Here is a 16466-nt window from a genome sequence, read left to right on the forward strand (position 1 = left end):
TGAGCAATGGGCTGTGCTTGAGCCGCTGTTGCCGGTGTCCGAGGTTGGGCGGCCGGCGCAGGCCATGGCCGGGGGCGGTTTTGGCGGAGTCTTGTCAGAGTTCGCCGCTGGCGTCGATGCGGATGGCCTTCACCGGCTTGTCGCGGCTGTCAGTCTTGATCTTCTCGATCGCTTCGAGGACCTGCCAGCCCTCGACCAGCTCGCCGAAGGCGACGTGCTTGTCGTCCAGCCATCTGGTCTCGGTGAAGGTGATGAAGAACTGGGAGGTGTTCGTGTCCGGGCCCGCGTTCGCCATGGACAGTAGGCCGCGCTTGGTGTGCTTGACGGTGAAGTTCTCGTCCTTGAACCGTCCGTCGGGGTAGATGCTCCGGCCGCCTGTGCCGTCGCCCTTGGTGAAGTCACCGCCTTGGGCCATGAAATTGCGGATGATGCGATGGAAGCAGGAGCCGGGGAAGCCTTCGCCCGGCGGGTTGTTCGCCAGTACCCGGAAGTTCTCGGCGGTGCGGGGCACGATGTCGCTGTACAGACTGAATACGAGACGGCCTGCCTGCTTGCCGTCGATCGAGATGTCGAAGTAGACCGTGGGCTGGCTGGTGTCACTCATGACTACGATCTTGCCACACGTAGTGTGGTCGAATGACTTCAGAGGGTATAGACAAGCGGCTCCTGCTGTAGATGGTCGCCCAAGTAGGCCTCAGCCCCTGCCGCTGCCTGGCGGGCAGACGATTCCCAAACACGCCCTAGGCCGTGACAGCGTTCAGAGCGGTCTGAATGCTGCCCCGGGCGGCGTCCTCTGTCGCCATGACTTGGAGGAGGTTGGAGTCACCGTTGGCCTTCCAGGCGAGCTCCTCGCTGTTTTGTGCCTCTCCGATCGCTTTGTACGCGTCGCCGGTGAGCACGCCCTCGCAGAACGCCGATGCATCGGCCAGCGACAACAGCGCATGTTCGTTCTCCCGCTCGGCCTTGTCGAACATGCTCTGCCGGTCGAAGAGGAGTGCGTCATCGTTCGCTTCTTTGGCCTGTGTCAGGGCCAGCGGGCAGGTTTTTGCGCCGGCCGACGCCGGGCTGGCGGCGGTGATCAAGCCTGCCGCGCCCAATGCCAGGGCCAGGGCTGTTGCTACGGCACTTCGGCGTACCACGCGGTACATGCGTCACTCCTCTCCTCCTATGGAGCTTCCTGTTCTCGCGCAGGCGCGCGGGCGCGCACCCTGCCTCACTCCCTAGAGGGGCAGATGCAGTGCGCACACGCACTGCATCTGCGCAGTGACCAATAGCGATTGAGGAGAGGTGAGCGGGTGTGGCACACGGTGAAACCGTGATCATTCACGGTCCGAGATCCACTTTCAAAACACGCCCTAGCCGTCCCCTGCTTTCGAGTGATTCCCGGCCGTGCCCGCCTCCCGGACCCTCGAGTCGTCCGTTGATCTTTCTGGGCCGTGACCCTGCGGCCCGAGAGAGGACGGTTCAATGAGCGCGAAGCGACGATCGGTGGTGGGAGCGGGCCTGTCCCTGCCCCTGCTGGCCTCGTTCACCAGCGCGGCGCCCGACGCCGCGGCATCTGCGGCCGGGGTGCCGGATGCGGCCGGAGCCGGGAGGCTGGGCACGGTCTCGGACGGCTGGGTCGAGGTCCGCTGGACCCCGCGGGGCCGGGCGGTGCTGGATCGCGAAGAGGTGGTGGTGGAGCCGGTGGCCCCGGCCCGGCTGGTCAAGGACGCCCCCGGCACGGCGATCCGGTTCCCGCTGCGGCCCAGCGAGGGCGATCCGTCCCTGGCCGACCTGCAGCGGGCCAGTGGTGCCGGACGGCTGGACGGCGGAGTCGTCTTCCGTACCCCCAGGGCCAACTTCCACGTGGAGGACCTGGAGGGCGTTCTCCATAACGGGGAGGTGTCGGGGAAGTACGTCGGCAACGGTGCTGAGGTCCGGCACGCCCCGGTGTTCCGCCCGGGCCTGGCCGAAGGCCGGCTGACGACACAGAGAGTGGCGCCGGGCAAGCCGATGAGGGTCAAGGTCGCCGAGGTGCCGCTGCGGCCCACGCAGGAACTGCTGGACAGGTTCGCGCACACCTTCGGCAAACCCTCCTTCACCCTGGACACGGTGCTGGCACACGTCACCGGGGAGGGCCTGTACACCCCGCCCAAGGGCTGAGGGAGAGCCGGCCCGGACCGTTCATCCGTTCCGGGCCGGCTCCAGGTTGCCGGGCTGAGCAGGCAGCTCGGCGTCCCCGCCGAAACGGCGCTCGCGGCCCGCGTAGCTGTCCACGGCATCCCGCAGCCGGGCCAGGTCGAAATCGGGCCAGGGCGCGGGGTCGAACACGAGCTCCGCGTAGGCGAGGTGCCAGAGCAGGAAGTTGCTGATCCGCTGTTCGCAGGTGCGGACCAGCAGGTCGACGTCGGGCATCTCCGGTACGTACAGATGCCGGGCCACCTCGGCCATCCCGACCTGCTCGGGGCGGATCGTTCCCGCCACCGCCTCGGCGGCCAGCGCGCGGGCGGCGGCGGCCAGTTCCTCCCGGCCGCCGTAGTCGAGGCAGATGGTAAGGGTGAGCTTGTCATTGTTCGCCGTCATGCTCTCCAGCAGCTCGAACGAGGACGCGAGCGACTCCTCGAGCCGGTCCCGGCGCCCGCTCCAGCGCACCTTCACACCCAGCTCGTGCACTGTCTGCGCCCCCCGGGCGAACCAGTCGGCGAAAGCATCGAACAGGTCCGCCACTTCGCCCTGCGAGCGATGCCAGTTCTCCGTGGAGAACATGTACACGGTCACATGCCGGATGCCCGTCCGCTGCGCCGCATTGACCAGTCTCAACACCGCGCGGATACCCGCGCGGTGCCCCTGGTCCGCCGGCAGACCGCGCGCCTCCGCCCAGCGCCGATTGCCGTCCGCGATCACCGCGATGTGGCCGGGTGCCGGCCCCGGGCCCGGCCGGGCTGCACGGCGGGACATCTGGCCGTCCCCCGTCACCAACGACTCCAGCCCTTCCGTCAGCACCCGGGATCGCAGCAGCGTCACCTCGTCATAGTGCATCTGCGCGCCGAGCAGCAACGTGTGCACGAAGGTCTGGTGGCCAACCTCCACCGTCGAAGGGGCCAGGACGGCCTCCTCGAGCAGCTCGCGCCAGTGCGCAAGCTGCGTGTCCACGAACGCGTCCAATGCCTCCTCCCGCTCACCGCGTCGAAGGCCATCGACGTCCAACCCCAGTCCGCGCAGGTCCTGCCGGGGGAGGTAGCAGCGGCCGGCCGCGAGATCATCCGGCAGATCCTCGAACAGGTCCGCCATCTGGCATGCCTCGCCCAGCACCGACATCAGCCGGAACGCCTCCGGCCCACGCGGCTCCAACAGGGGCACCCACAGCTCCGCCAAGGCCCCCGAACACCCCCGCAGATAGCGTCGCTGATCCCCGAAGGTCTCGAACACCGGAGCAGCCGCACAGTCGGCGCGCGCCGAGTCGAGGTGCTCCTCGATCAGCGCCTCGTCCAGACCCCATCTGCGCACCGTGTCCACCAGGGCCCAGCGCAGCGGATGCGAGCTGTGCCCGGCGCGCAGATCGGCCAGAGTGTCGGCCGACCACTGTGCGAGCCGCTCCTCACGGCCCTCGAGCGGGCCCTCATCGATGATCCGGTCCGTGTAGGCAGACCAACTGGCAATCGCGTACAAGGACGGCCTCGTCTCCACGGGCAGCGTCTCGGCCGCCGCCCACAACTCCACGGCGAACTGCCGGGCCTCGGCCTCACACACCTCGTACGCAGCGCGCAGCTCGGCCGGCTCGCCACCACGATCGCTCCCAGCCATTCCATCCCTGTCTCTCGCCGCAGTCATCACCAGCACTAACGACCCGCAGACACTTCAGTCGCGAACCACGCACCTCCACCCCACCCGCAGAGCGTTCCTGGCAAGCCACCGACAGCAGTCATTGAGTGTCTGTGAACGACCCCGTTCGGCGGCCCGATGCACCGGGGCCTGGACCGTGAAGCCCATCTGCCGGAGGAGCCGCGACAGTTGCGGCTTGCTGAAGCGCACGCGGAAGCGCCGGGCGATGAGCACCGAGATCCTCGCCAGCGGCCAACGCCAGCCTTCCCTCCAGCCGTGTACGGCCGGGCCGTCTCACGCCTGCCGTGCCCGTATCGCCTCCGCCAGACGGGGAGCGGCGAAGTCCGTGCCGTGCAGGAGGCGGAGGGCCGGGCCGTACGTGGCCGCCGCGGGGTAGCCGGTGAAGTACAGGCCCGGCACCGAGGAGTCCAAGTCCCGGCCCAGCAATGGGAATCCGCCCACGCGGTCGAGGGCCGCGTGCAGCTCGGGGGAGAGGAAGTCGAGGGACTCCAGGCGCATGCGGTACCCCGTGGCGGCGAGCACGTGGTCCGCCGTGAGGCGGTGCGACGCGCCGTCGGGAGTGGCCGTGGTCAGAGTGACGCCCTCGTCCTCGCGGGCGGCCCCGGTCACGGCGTGCCCGGTCAGCACGGGGATGTCCGCCACGCGCTCGCGCAGCCACCACGCGCCGTGCGGCCTCGGCGCGTTCCCGAGCAGCCGCAGCCTGGTGGCGGCGGGCAGCAGGCGGAACGCCGCGGGCCGCCGCACCGCCGCGCGCAGCGCCCAGGAGCCCTCCGCCGGGGGAGCGCCGCGCGCGCCCTGCCGCGGCGGCCGCCCCTGCCGCAGCCCGGGGCCGCGCGTGACCACCCGTACCTGCGCCCCGGCCTCGTGCAGCAGCGCCGCGCTCTCCTGCGCCGACTGGCCCGCCCCCACCACCAGCACCTCGCGCCCCGCGAAGCGCTCGGGGTCGGTGAGCTGCGAGCTGTGCGCGACGGGCCCGTGCGCCGAGGGGCCGTCAGGGACGGCCCGGCCCAGCTCCTCCGGCAGATGCGGGTAGCAGGACGTCTCGGTCGCGACCACGACCGCCGCCGCCCGTGCCTCCTCGCCCGAGGTCAGCTTGAGCCGGAAGCCGTCCCTGTGCCGGTCAACCGACAGCACCCGTACGTCCTCGACCTTGCGGACCAGCTCCCGCGCGAACCAGCGCCCGTACCGTACGAACAGGTCCAGCGGCACCGGCGCGCGCTCGTCGAGCGCGCCCTCTCCGGCCTCCCGGCAGTACGCGGCGAGCGTGAAGCCCGGACGGGTGGCCGAGAGCGAGCAGGCCGGGGGCGGCTCCGCGAGCAGCGACCCGCGGGGCATCGAGGCGGCCCAGTCCTCCATGGGCGCGCCGAAGACCCGTACGCGCAGGGCACGCGCCCGCAGATGGGCGGCGGTCGACAGGCCGTACGGGCCCGCCCCGATCACGACTGCTTCCTCTTCCGCTGATTCCGTTGGTACCGCTGACACGAGGTCCCTCCCCTCCGCCGCGCCGCGAGGGGGCGCGGCGGCATGACGTGCGGGTATGTGGATGCGGCGCACTGCCGCGTGTGCGGTGGGGCGATGCGCGGCGACGCGCTGACGGGCCGCCCCGCGGCGCGGATACGGGCCGGGGTCAGGTCGCGCGCGGCGCCGCGTGAGCGGGCGGGCCGCGGCGTACCACCTGGTGCGCGAGGAGCAGAGCGGCGGGGGAGGGCACGGCGCCGTACCGCGCCCGGGAGTGCCGGGGCGCGGGCGGCAGCGGCGCAGCGGCGGAGCCGGGCGCCGGGGTCAGGCAGCGCGACACCGCGCGCTGGAGCGCGTACAGCAGCCGCCGCAGCGCGCCGAGGAGCCGTGCGAGCATCCCTGCGCGGCGCGGTGGCGGGGCGGCGAGCAGCGGGAGGACCGCGCGGGCCGCGTAGGCCGGAGCGGTCACCCCGCGCCGGGAGGCGGGGGCAGCGTGCGGCGCGAGCGAGCCGACGGCGAGCAGGAAGCCGTACTCCGCCGTGACGGGCGCGCACAGCCCCGGCAGCAGCCGGGCCACCGGCGGCGGCGCGTGCACCCGCGCCCTCGGCGGCGCGACGGCGAACAGGCCGAGCCCGGCGAACAGGCACAGCCACCACAACGGGCCGCCGGCGCGGCCCTGTTGGAGCGCCTCGGCGGCCCCGGCGGCGGGCAGCGCGCACAGTGCGGCGCGCACACCCCGTACCGGCGCCGCGCCCGGCCGCATCCCGCCGGCGCGGCGCGGACCGGACAGGAGCTCCGACGGCGCCATGACCCGCCCATCATGGGACGCGGCCGCGCGGGTTGTCATCACCATCGGCCCCTCGACCGCCCGCGGGGCGCGGCACCGGAACGGCCCAACGCGGGAGGCGATCAAGGAGGGGGCGGCACACCGTGGCGGGTACTGGCCTCACCGAGGGGAGACGTCCATGCGTATCCGAGCCGTGCTGGCCGCCTGTCTGCTCGCCGTCACCGCCCTCGTCGGCATCGGCAGCGCCGCCATCGCCAGCGACCCCAGCAGCCTTCCGGACTCGATGGACTCGCTGGGCGACAGCGTGATGTCGGCGATGGAACACGCGGTGGACTAGCGGCCGTGAGCCAGCGGCCGTGGCCAGAGGCGGTGGGCTGGACGCTGCGGACTAGCGGCCGCCGGAGCCGCCGCCGCTGCTTCCGCTCCCTTCCCCGGCCGACTCCCCGCCCGGCTCCCGGTTCGGCGCGTCGGAGGGCTTCCACACGTACGAGCCGCCGCCGCGCCAGTCGATCAGGCCGGCGTCGTCGAGCCGCACCTGTTCCGGGTCGAGTCCCGCCCTGCGGAGGAATTCGAGGACGTCGTAGACGTTGAAGGCGCGGCCGAGGACGCTGCCGTCCGCCCGCACGCGCCTGCCGCCCTCGTCGTCGGGCGGGTACACGATGATCCGCTGTGCCATGCCTCCACCGTGCCGCCTCGGGGGCCCTCCATGCCACCCGGATACCGCCCGGACACCGCCTCCGAGCAGGGACGGAAGGGTGGAGCGCCGGAGGTCGGGGGACGACGGGGCCGCCAACGCCGCGTACGGGTGCGGGCGTTGAGCGGCGCCTTGCGGGCCCCCTCAGCGGGTCCTGAACCGGTCGCATGGGCGGCACGCCCCCGGGTAACCGGGTCGCATGAGTGCATGGGGCAAACGGCCCGGCATGCGGATCCACGAGCGGGAACCGCTCAACGCCGAGCCGCCCGCGGCCGCCCTCGCCGAGCGCGCGATCACCCCGCTCGACGCCTTCTACGTGCGCAACCACGGCCCCGTACCCGAGGCGTCCGACGGCTGGCGGCTCACCGTGGACGGCCTGGTGGAGCGGGAGTTGGAGCTGACACCCGAGGAGCTGCGCGACCGCTTCCCCGAGCACGAGGTGCTGGCCACCCTGGAGTGCGCGGGCAACCGGCGCACCGGGCTCACCGCCGTGCACGCCATCCCCGGCGAGGCCGCATGGGGGCCAGGCGCCGTCTCCACCGCGCGCTGGACCGGCGTACGGCTGGCCGACGTGCTGGCCGCCGCCGGCCTGCGCCCCGGGACCGCGCACATCGCCTTCGCCGCTCCCGACCGCGCGCCGGGCGCCAACCCGCCCCAGCCGTACGGCGGTTCGGTGCCCGTGGGCAAGGCGCTGGGCGGCGAGGTGCTGCTCGCCTGGGGCATGAACGGGCAGCCGCTGCCCGCCGTGCACGGCGCGCCGCTCCGCGCGGTCGTGCCGGGGTGGATCGGCGCGCGCAGCGTGAAGTGGCTGCGCCGCGTGACGGCGCAGGTCACGCCCTCGGACAACTACTTCCAGACCACCGCCTACCGCCTGCTCCCGCCGGGCGCCGACCCCGAGTGCGCCGCGCCCGGCGAGGGCATCACGCTCGGCCCGCTCGCCCTCAACTGCGCCCTGCTCCAGCCGGACGGCTCGGCGCCGCTGCCGCCCGGGACCACCCGCGTCACCGGGTACGCGCTGGCCGAGGACTGCCGCGACGTCGTACGCGTCGAGGTCTCCGCCGACGGCGGCGCGACCTGGGCGCCCGCCGCCTTCGAGGGGCCGGCCGAACCGTGGAGCTGGCGGCGGTGGCACGCCGACGTCCTGCTGTACGAGGGCGAGACGGAGCTCGTGGCGCGCGCCTGGGACGCCACAGGCGCCGTGCAGCCCGAGACGGCGGAATGCGTGTGGAATCCGAAGGGGTACGTGAACACCTCCTGGCCCCGGGTGCGCGTGCGCTGCGTCCGGTGACCCCGACCCCTCACAGGCGCGGCGGCCCCGCCTCGACGCGGCGCAGGGTCGGGGCCAGCCGGTCCACGTCCTCGCCCAGCGGGCGGCGCTCGTCCCACCAGGTCATGCCCGCGTCCGCCAGCGGGCCCACCAGGTCGCGCGCCTTCGCCGGGTCCGGGTCGCTGGCGCCGCCGAAGACGAACTCGAAGGAGCCGCGGCGCTGCGGCTGCTCGGCGCGCTGCCCCCGTACGAAGGCGATCAGCTCGCGCGCCTCCTCGACCGGCGGCGCGTGGCCGTGCGTGGCGGACTCGAAGAGCGGGACCGCGCCGTCCCAGCGCGCGGCGCGCCGCATCGGGGTACGCCGGGGCCAGCGGCCCGCGATCCACACCGGTACGCCGGGGCGCTGCACCGGAGTGGGCAGCAGCTGCGCGTCCTCCACGGTGAAGTGCGGGCCGTGGTGGGTGACCGCCCTGCCCGACCCGTAGCGCTCCAGCAAGTCCAGCCCCTCGTCGAGGCGTTGGGCCAGCACCCGCGGCTCCGTGGGCTCGCCGAAGCGCCCGTACTCGTCCTCGATCGGCCCGCCGAGACCGGCGCCCAGGATCACCCGCCCGGCGCTGAGCCGGTCGAGCGTGGCGACCTGCCGGGCGAGCTGCTGCGGGCGGCGCCGCGGCACCGGGGTGACCAGGGTGCCGAGCCGGATGCGGGAGGTGGCAAGCGCCGCGGCGGTCAGCAGCATCCACGGATCGCCGAAGCCGCGCTCCCGGTACTTGCCGTGCAGCAGGTGGTCCCAGACGAAGAGCCCGTCCCACCCCGCACCTTCAGCGGCCCGCGCCACGTCGGCGACCGTACGCGCGTCGGAGAAGTCCCCGAAATTCGGAATGTTCACGGAGAAGCGCATCAGGGCATCGTGCGGCGGGGCGAGCGGGGGCGCAAGCGTGCGGTCCGCGCGTACGGAGGACGGCTCACGGCGGAATGTCGGGAGGCCAGGTGACCGGGGCCTTACGCGGTCTTGACCCGCGCATGGTGCCGCGCCGAAAGTGATGCGGTCATCTGCCCCTCGTGGCCCAGGAGTTGACGTGCCCCTTCACAGACCCCGTACGGCCGTGGCCGCGGTGCTGTTCTCCGCGCTGCTCCTCGGCGCTCAGGCGCCCGCACCACCGGAACAGTCCACTCAGACAACGTTGTCGGATGCGGAGAAGGCGGCCGAGGCCGCTCGCCTCGTGGACGATCCCGCCTCCCATGTCGATCCGCTCAACGGCACCGGCAAGGGCGGCGAGACCGTGGGGGAGATCAACAACTTTCCCGGGCCCGCGGCGCCGTTCGGGATGATGCAGTTCTCGCCGGACACCGAGGGCTCGTACGCCGGGTACCAGTACCACAGCGACCGCATCAGGGGTTTCAGCCTCAACCACGCCTCGGCCGGGTGCGCCGCGTTCGGCGACGTGCCGATCCTGCCGGTCACCGGCGAGGTGGGCGACACGCCGTGGAAGCGCACGGAGCGGTTCTCGCACAAGGAGGAACACGCCGAGGCGGGCGGCTACGGCGTCACGCTGAAGGACTCCGGGGTGCGCGCGGAGCTCGCCGCGGGACCCCGTACGGGTCTGGCCTCCTTCGCCTTCCCCTCGGGCAGCGCGGCGAAGGTGCTGGTCAAGGGCGGTGCGAGCTTCGCGGGCAACAAGCGCGCCGCGATGAGGGTGAGCGGCGACCGCACCGTCACCGGCTCGCTGACCGGCGGCAACTTCTGCGGCAAGGGGAATTCCTACGACCTGCACTACACGGTCACCTTCGACCGGCCCTTCGCCGCGCACGGCACCTGGGACGGCAAGAAGGTCACCCCGGGCAGCGGCGAGGTGGACGCGCCGAAGGCGGGCACGTACCTCGACTTCGGCAAGGCGGACTCCGGAAAGTCCCGCACCGTGCGCGCCAAGGTCTCCATGTCGTACGTGGACCAGCGCGGCGCGCAGGCCAACATGCGGGCCGAGGTGCCCGGTTGGGACCTGGCGGCGCTGCGCAAGCAGACCCGTGCGCAGTGGAACGCGGCGCTGCGCAGGATCCGCGTGGCCGGGCGCGACGAGGGCGAGCTGGAGACCTTCTACACCTCGCTCTATCACGCGCTGATGCACCCCAACGCCTTCAACGACGTGGACGGGCGCTACATCGGCTTCGACGACAAGATCCGCACGCTGCCCAAGGGCCGGACGCAGTACGCCAACTTCTCCGACTGGGACACGTACCGGAGCCTGGCGCCGCTGCACGCGATGCTCTTCCCCCAGCAGGCGAGCGATATGGCGCAGTCGCTGGTCAACGACGCCGAGCAGGGCGGCTGGATGCCGCGCTGGCCGATGGCGAACGGCTACACGGGGCAGATGACGGGCGACAGTTCGGTGCCGCTGATCGCGAGCCTGCACGCCTTCGGCGCCCGCGACTTCGACGTACGCAGTGCGCTGAAGCACATGGTCAAGGGCGCGACCACGGTGGACGAGCGGCCGGGCGCGTACAAGGAGCGCCCCGACATCCGCGAGTACGTGAAGCGCGGCTACGCACGCAACACCCCCGCCAACCGGGGCGATCACCGCAACGTGGGCGCCTCGGTCACGCTGGAGTACGCCATCGACGACTTCGCCATCGGGCGGCTGGCGCGCGCGGCCGGGGACCGGGACACGGCGCGGGAGTTCGCGCGCCGCGGCCAGCACTGGCAGAACATCCTCAACCCGGCGACCGGCTACCTCCAGCCGCGCGGCGAGGACGGCCGCTTCCCCGACGGCCCCGCGTTCGTGCCGCCCAAGGAGGGCGAGTTCGGGCAGGACGGCTTCGACGAGGGCAACGCGGCCCAGTACACCTGGCTCGTGCCGCAGAACACGGCCGGGCTGATCACCGCGATGGGCGGCCGGGACGCGGCGGAGAAGCGCCTCGACGCCTTCTTCGCCGGCAACCTCAACTCGGGCCCCAACAAGCCCACCATGTGGGCGGGGAACGAGATCAACTTCGGCGTCCCGTGGATCTACAACCACACGGGCCGGCCGTGGAAGGCGCAGGGCGCGGTGCGGAAGATCGCCAACACCCTGTTCGGGCCCACGCCCGACGGGCAGCCCGGCAACGACGACCTCGGCGCCATGTCCTCCTGGTACGTGTGGGCCGCGCTCGGCGTCTATCCGGCCACCCCCGGCACCCCCGACCTCGCCGTGCACAGCCCGCTGTTCGAGCGCGCCGTGCTGGACCTGCCGGGCGGCCGCGACCTGGACATCCGCGCGCCGGGAGCGGGCAAGGACACGCCGTACGTGCACGAGCTGCGCCTGAACGGCGGCTCCTGGGAGCGCACCGGGCTGCCCCAACGCCTCGCCCGTACGGGAGGGACGCTGGACTTCACCCTCTCCGGCAAGCCCGACACCTCGTGGGCCACGGGCAAGCACGCGGCCCCGCCCTCCTACCGCGACGGCGAGCAGCCCTTCCTCGCCAACGCGACCCCCAACGGCGGCGTGCGCGTGAGCCCCGGAGGTGACGGCCGCCAAGTGACCGTGTCCGTGCAGCGCTTGGCGTCCCATGACCGCTCGCTGTCGGTCGGTGCAACACCGCCGCGCGGCCTCACGGTCACGCCGGCCCGCACCCGGATCCCCCTCGACCGGCACACCGGATCCGGCGTGACGAAGCTGACGGTGAAGGCGGAGAAGGGAACGCCCGAGGGACGGTACGAGGTGCCGCTGACGGTACGGGGCTCGGCGGGTGAACCGGTGCGGCGCTCGGTCGAGGTCGAGGTGAAGGCGGAGAAGTGAGGGCCTTCGCGGCGCGGCGCAGACAGTGCGCTGACCCGGCCTGATCTCGGATGTGCGGTGCGGGGCGCAACGGGTGTGGAGCCGGACGGCGTCAGGCCGTCGCGCTCTCTCCCCGACCGCCCCGCACTCGTTCCAACGCCCCCTCCACCGTGAGCAGTTGGCCCGCGCCGATGAGGCGGGCCGCCACCTTGAGGCCCGCCGCGTGCAGCTCGGGCCCCGCGTGGGAGGCGCAGGCGTCGGGGACCAGCCACGGTACGAGGCCGTGGTCGAAGGCCGCGGTGGCGCAGGTCAGCACGCAGGACTCGGTCGCGATGCCGCAGAAGACCAGCTCCCGCCAGCCGCGCTCGCGGATCAGCGCGAGGGCGTCGTCGGTGAAGCAGGTGTAGGTGTGCTTGGTCAGCACCGCTGCGGCGCGCTGCACCCGTTCCCGCAGCTCCTCGTGCAGATCGGTCTCCGGCGCCGCGCGGAAACGCCGCGCCCCGAGCAGCCGCTCGAAGGGGCTGCCCGGCCTGTTCTCGTACCGGGTGAAGACCACGGGCGCGCCCGAATCCAGCCACCCGTCGACGAGGCGGCCGACGGGGGAGAGCACCCGCGCGCTGTGCCGGTTGACGAAGCCGTTCTGCACGTCCACCACGAACAGCGCGGTGGCGGCGGGGTCCGCGACCACGGCACCTCCAAGGCCCGAGGGAGGGCGGCTGGACTCGGTCGGCTGCCGCCGTGCGGCCCGGGCTGGGCCGCGTACGCCCATCATGCGCGCGGCGCGGTCCTGGCCCAACCTCCGGAGGCGCCGGTCAGATGGGCAGCCCGTCCGCGGCGATGCGCAGCGCGCGGCGGAGCGCCCCGGAGGCGCCGGGATCGGAGGGGGAGTCGCGGCGTGCCCACTCCTCGGCGGCCACGCGCAGCGCGCCGTTCAGCATCACCGCCTGCACGCGGGGCTCCAGCGCGTCCCGCCTGCTCCCGGCGCGGCGCGCGAGGACCCGCGCGAACACGGCCTCGGCCTCGTGGTGCACCCGGAGCCACACCGCGCGCAGCGCAGGCTCCTCCAGGGTGAGCCGCACCAGATGCCGGAGCAGCCCCGCGTCCTCCTCTGCGGCCGGCGAGGTGAGCGGTTCGCGCTCCAGGGCCTCGCGCAGCGGGCGGTCGCGGGGCCACTCCTCCAGGAGCCGGGCCGTCGCGTCCAGGCCTCCGAGGAGCAGCGGGCGCACGCACTCCTCCTTGGACGGGAAGTGCCGCCACAGGGTGCGCACGGAGACCCCGGCAGCGCGGGCGATCTCCGCGCTGGAGGTGCCGGACACGCCGCGCTCCGCGAAGAGCCGCACCGCCTCGCGCGCGATCGTCAGCCGTACGGCGTTCCGTTGCGCCTCGGACTGCGGCGGGCGCCCCTTGCGCGCGCGTGCGCCCGAGTCCGCGCGCTTGTCCACCGTCGCCGCCATCGCCGCTCCACCCCTTCGTCGCTCCCGCGTGCCGCTCCGCTATTTTATGGCACAGCGTGCCAATTAAAGAGGGTCATCGTGGGTGGAGCGAAGGGAGCGGCCGCATGGCGGGCAGCAGGGAGTTCGAGGGGCGCAGCGTCATCGTCACCGGAGGCGGCTCGGGGATCGGGCGCGCGGCGGCGCTGCGGTTCGCCGCCGCGGGCGGGAAGGTCCTGATCGCCGACCTGAACGGGCAGGCGGCGAAGGAGGCGGCCGAGGAGATCGCCGCGGCGGGCGGCACCGCGCGCACCGTTGCCGGCGATCTCAGCGAGCAGGGCGTGGTCGACGAGGTCGTACGGACGGCCGTGGACGCGCACGGCGGCATCGACGTGCTGGTCAACAACGCCGGGATCATGGACAGCATGTCGGCCGCGGCCGATGTCGAGGACGCCGAGTGGGAACGGCTGCTGCGCATCAACCTGACCGCGCCCTTCCTGCTCACCCGCGCCGCGCTGCCGCACATGCTGGAGGCCGGACGCGGCGCGGTGGTCAACACCGCGTCCGAGGCGAGCCTGCGGGGCAGCGCGGCCGGCACCGCGTACACCGTCGCCAAGCACGGCGTGGTCGGGCTGACCAAGTCGGTCGCGATCATGTACAGGGACCGCGGCGTGCGCGCCAACGCCATCGCGCCCGGCGGCACGATCACCAACATCCGGGTCGACGCCGAACAGGGCGCACACGGACCCGGCGTCGTCGGCTCGTACATGCACAACATCGGCCGCGCCTCGGAGGCCGACGAGCAGGCCGCCGCCATCGTCTTCCTCGCCTCGGACGCGGCCTCCAACATCAACGGCGTGGTGCTGCCGGTCGACAACGGCTGGTCGGCGGTCTGAGGAGGGACCGTATGGGAGCCGGGAGCTGTGAGCCGGGAGCCGTACGGGAGCCGTGCGGAGGCCCCCGTACGGCAGCACCGGAAGCACCCCGCACGGAGGCACCGTCCGCAGGCACCGCTCAGCCGCGCGGCGGGGCCGTGCCGAAGACCGTGTCCCAGTACGGGGCCGAGATGCCGAAGCCGCGCGTGTCGTCGCGGAAGTGATGGCGCATGTGGAGCCTGCGCAGCCGCCGCATCAGGCGGGTGCGGGGCGTGGCCTGGTGCAGATACAGGTGGAACAGGTCGTAGCTCAGATATCCCAGCGCGTATCCCGCGCCGAAGGTCGGCGGCAGCGGACCCGCCCAGCAGGCCAGCGCGATGGCTCCGCCGACCATCGGCACGCTCAGCAGAGGGCTGAGGATGGAGCGGCGCGCGTCCTTCGGGTACGCGTGGTGCACCCCGTGCAGCAGCCAGTGGAGCCGCGCGCCCGGGCCGCGTTCGGGCTCGTAGTGGAGGACCAGCCGGTGGCCCCAGTACTCCGAGAGCGTCCAGGCCGCGTATCCGGCCGCCGCCCATCCGGCCAGCTCCCACGCTCCGGCCTGGCCGCGCGCGAGCACCGCGCACACCGCGATGACCGGCACGAACAGGGCCGCGCTCACGCACGGATGGACGTGCACGAGGTGGTCGAGCACGGGGCTGGAGAACTGCGCGGGTGCCCGGCCGCGCCGCACGGCGCCCTTGCTGTCCTTGTCGCCGAGGCCCTTGCCGCTGGGGTCCCGGCCGCTGCTGTCCCGGTCGCCGGCCGCCGCCTCCGGTGTACGGGCGCTCATGCGAGGGCTCCACGGTCGGAGCGGTCGGTGCCGTCGGCGTTCGCGGTGTGCGTGGCGGGGTCGGCGTGTGCGGTGTCCGCGGCCTGCCCCCGCGCCCCCGGCGCCGGCATGTGCGCGGGATAGAGCGCGTGCTGCTCGTACCCGCGCCGCGCCGCCCCGTCGGTGGTGCGCAGCAGTTGGTCGGCCTTGAGGAAGCGGCCCATCGCGTCACGCCAGCTCTGCGGGAGCAGAGAGAGGGAGCGGGTGAGCGCGTTCGTCCAGCCCGGCACGTACACCAGATACCGGCGCGGGTGCCGGGCGGTGGCGACGACCCGGGCCGCGATGGCCTCCGGGGCGAGCAGCGGTACGAAGCGGCCCTTGCCCACACCCGAGGTGAGCCCGGTCGCCGCCGGGATGGGCATGATCAGGGACAGGTGCACGCCGGAGCCCCGGAGTTCGCCGCGCAGCCCCTCGCACAGCCCGGTGACGGCGTGCTTCGCTGCGGAGTACGTGGCGCAGCCGGGCAGTCCGACCATGCCGACGGCGGAGACGATGTTGATGATGTGGCCGTCCCCGCGCGCCCGCATGGCGGGGAGCACGGCCTTCATGCCGTTCACGGTCCCGAGCAGGTTGACGTCGAGCTGGTGCCTGGTGGCCCGGTCGGTCTCCTCCTCGAAGCGGCCGACCAGCATCTCCCCGGCGTTGTTCACCCAGACGTCGATCTCCCCGAACTCCGCCTCCACGGCCTCGGCGAAGCGCCGCACGCTGTCCGGCTCGGTGACGTCGAGCGGATGGGCCGAGGCGCCGATGCGGCCGGCGGCGGCGCGCGCCTCGGCCACGCCGCGCGCCCCGATGGCGACGCGGGCGCCCTGTGCGCGGAAGGCCGCCGCCACGGCGAGGCCGATCCCGCGGCTGCCGCCGGTGACGGCGACGGTCGTGCCGTTGAGCTTCACGGACATGGAATGCTCCAAGTGGGGTGGAGGGGCGTCGGGTTGTACGGGGTGTGCGTGAGCTTCGTATGCATGGGCTTCGCGTGCGTGCGCTTCGTACGGGTCATGCCGTGGCCGTGAAGCCGCGGTCGTGGCGGATGAGCGGCCGCCCGGTGCCGTGCTCGGCGGCGCGCACCAGGCCGGTGAGGATGGTGTGGTCCCCGCCGGGGTGGGCCCCGGTGAGTTCGCAGGCCAGCCACGCGAGCGGCCGGTGCAGTACGGGGACCGAGGCGATCCGGTCGTGCCGCAGCCCGGCGAAGCGGTCGGCCGGGTCGGCGGCGGCGCGCGCGAACAGGGCCGCCAGCGGGGCCTGTTGGGCGCGCAGCACGTTGATGCCGAACGCCCCGTGCGCGCGGATGAAGGACAGGGTGCGGCCGGCGTTGCCGACGGCCGCCAGGGCCATCGGCGGGTCCTGGGAGAGGGAGCACACCGCGCTCGCCGTCATCCCGGCGGGCCGCCCGTCGGGCGTGTAGCAGGTCAGGATGGTGACGCCGGTGGGCAGTTGGGCGAAGGCGTCGCGGAACTGCTGCGCGGTGACGTGCCCCTCGCTCAGCACCCCGGGCGCGAGGGCGGGCCGGAACACC

18 protein-coding genes are annotated in these 16466 nt (G+C 73.2%); 5 read left to right on the top strand and 13 right to left on the bottom strand.

Going from position 1 to position 16466, the window contains the following annotated elements:
- Positions 1-94 precede the first annotated feature (94 nt).
- Together ABEE00_RS07240 and ABEE00_RS07245 are read right to left on the bottom strand one after the other, a co-directional pair.
- On the bottom strand, positions 95-604 hold the full coding sequence (locus ABEE00_RS07240; RefSeq protein WP_345744421.1) for a peptidylprolyl isomerase: 510 nt from the start codon (positions 602-604) through the stop codon (positions 95-97).
- Positions 605-740: 136 nt separating this feature from the next.
- A complete protein-coding gene (locus ABEE00_RS07245; protein WP_345744422.1) occupies positions 741-1148 on the bottom strand; it encodes a hypothetical protein in 408 nt (135 codons plus the stop codon).
- A gap of 319 nt (positions 1149-1467) precedes the next feature.
- On the opposite strand from ABEE00_RS07245, the gene ABEE00_RS07250 reads away from it, so the two are divergent.
- On the top strand, positions 1468-2145 hold the full coding sequence (locus ABEE00_RS07250; RefSeq protein ID WP_345744423.1) for a hypothetical protein: 678 nt from the start codon (positions 1468-1470) through the stop codon (positions 2143-2145).
- Between the two features lie 21 nt (positions 2146-2166).
- Here ABEE00_RS07250 and uppS read toward each other — a convergent pair whose 3' ends face one another.
- From uppS to ABEE00_RS07265, 4 genes are all read right to left on the bottom strand, one after another.
- Complete coding sequence (uppS, locus tag ABEE00_RS07255) at positions 2167-3786, bottom strand: polyprenyl diphosphate synthase (RefSeq protein WP_345744424.1); 1620 nt, start codon at positions 3784-3786, stop codon at positions 2167-2169.
- A 54-nt stretch (positions 3787-3840) separates the two neighbouring features.
- Positions 3841-4053, bottom strand: a complete 213-nt coding sequence (locus ABEE00_RS35790) for a helix-turn-helix domain-containing protein (RefSeq protein WP_451918516.1) — start codon at positions 4051-4053, stop codon at positions 3841-3843.
- Positions 4054-4098: 45 nt separating this feature from the next.
- Positions 4099-5265, bottom strand: a complete 1167-nt coding sequence (locus ABEE00_RS07260) for an NAD(P)-binding domain-containing protein (protein ID WP_345744425.1) — start codon at positions 5263-5265, stop codon at positions 4099-4101.
- Between the two features lie 187 nt (positions 5266-5452).
- Positions 5453-6130 (bottom strand): hypothetical protein, encoded by a 678-nt coding sequence (locus ABEE00_RS07265; protein ID WP_345744426.1) that lies wholly within the window; start codon positions 6128-6130, stop codon positions 5453-5455.
- Positions 6131-6248: 118 nt separating this feature from the next.
- Between ABEE00_RS07265 and ABEE00_RS07270 the strand changes: the two genes are divergently transcribed.
- Positions 6249-6407: a hypothetical protein gene (locus ABEE00_RS07270; protein ID WP_345744427.1), complete on the top strand. Its 159-nt coding sequence runs from the start codon at positions 6249-6251 to the stop codon at positions 6405-6407.
- Between the two features lie 51 nt (positions 6408-6458).
- Here the strand turns inward: ABEE00_RS07270 and ABEE00_RS07275 are convergent, their stop codons facing one another.
- On the bottom strand, positions 6459-6746 hold the full coding sequence (locus ABEE00_RS07275; protein WP_345744428.1) for a hypothetical protein: 288 nt from the start codon (positions 6744-6746) through the stop codon (positions 6459-6461).
- 217 nt (positions 6747-6963) lie between these two features.
- Between ABEE00_RS07275 and ABEE00_RS07280 the strand changes: the two genes are divergently transcribed.
- Positions 6964-8052, top strand: coding sequence for a sulfite oxidase (locus ABEE00_RS07280; protein WP_345744429.1), 1089 nt, complete (start codon positions 6964-6966; stop codon positions 8050-8052).
- Positions 8053-8062: 10 nt separating this feature from the next.
- Here ABEE00_RS07280 and ABEE00_RS07285 read toward each other — a convergent pair whose 3' ends face one another.
- Positions 8063-8929 (bottom strand): LLM class flavin-dependent oxidoreductase, encoded by an 867-nt coding sequence (locus tag ABEE00_RS07285; protein ID WP_345744430.1) that lies wholly within the window; start codon positions 8927-8929, stop codon positions 8063-8065.
- A 178-nt stretch (positions 8930-9107) separates the two neighbouring features.
- Here ABEE00_RS07285 and ABEE00_RS07290 point away from each other — a divergent pair, with 178 nt between their 5' ends.
- Positions 9108-11801, top strand: a complete 2694-nt coding sequence (locus tag ABEE00_RS07290) for a GH92 family glycosyl hydrolase (RefSeq protein WP_345744431.1) — start codon at positions 9108-9110, stop codon at positions 11799-11801.
- Between the two features lie 91 nt (positions 11802-11892).
- Here ABEE00_RS07290 and ABEE00_RS07295 read toward each other — a convergent pair whose 3' ends face one another.
- Together ABEE00_RS07295 and ABEE00_RS07300 are read right to left on the bottom strand one after the other, a co-directional pair.
- The gene (locus ABEE00_RS07295; RefSeq protein WP_345744432.1) at positions 11893-12468 is read right to left on the bottom strand and encodes a cysteine hydrolase family protein; all 576 of its coding nucleotides are present in this window, start codon (positions 12466-12468) and stop codon (positions 11893-11895) included.
- A gap of 124 nt (positions 12469-12592) precedes the next feature.
- Entirely contained in the window at positions 12593-13234 is a 642-nt protein-coding gene (locus tag ABEE00_RS07300; protein ID WP_345744433.1) for a TetR/AcrR family transcriptional regulator, read from the bottom strand.
- 104 nt (positions 13235-13338) lie between these two features.
- On the opposite strand from ABEE00_RS07300, the gene ABEE00_RS07305 reads away from it, so the two are divergent.
- Positions 13339-14106: an SDR family NAD(P)-dependent oxidoreductase gene (locus tag ABEE00_RS07305; RefSeq protein WP_345744434.1), complete on the top strand. Its 768-nt coding sequence runs from the start codon at positions 13339-13341 to the stop codon at positions 14104-14106.
- A gap of 118 nt (positions 14107-14224) precedes the next feature.
- Here ABEE00_RS07305 and ABEE00_RS07310 read toward each other — a convergent pair whose 3' ends face one another.
- The 3 genes from ABEE00_RS07310 to ABEE00_RS07320 form a co-directional block, all read right to left on the bottom strand.
- Positions 14225-14914 carry a sterol desaturase family protein gene (locus ABEE00_RS07310; RefSeq protein WP_345744435.1) on the bottom strand — a complete coding sequence of 230 codons (690 nt, stop codon included), beginning with the start codon at positions 14912-14914 and terminating at the stop codon, positions 14225-14227.
- Positions 14911-15852, bottom strand: a complete 942-nt coding sequence (locus tag ABEE00_RS07315; protein ID WP_345744436.1) for an SDR family NAD(P)-dependent oxidoreductase — start codon at positions 15850-15852, stop codon at positions 14911-14913. Before ABEE00_RS07315 ends, ABEE00_RS07310 begins: the two co-directional genes overlap by 4 nt.
- Positions 15853-15946: 94 nt before the next feature.
- Positions 15947-16465 carry a flavin reductase family protein gene (locus ABEE00_RS07320; RefSeq protein ID WP_345744437.1) on the bottom strand — a complete coding sequence of 173 codons (519 nt, stop codon included), beginning with the start codon at positions 16463-16465 and terminating at the stop codon, positions 15947-15949.
- Between the last annotated feature and the right edge of the window lies 1 nt (position 16466).

Origin of the sequence: Streptomyces odontomachicola (assembly GCF_039605595.1) — a bacterium.
GTDB lineage: Bacteria > Actinomycetota > Actinomycetes > Streptomycetales > Streptomycetaceae > Streptomyces.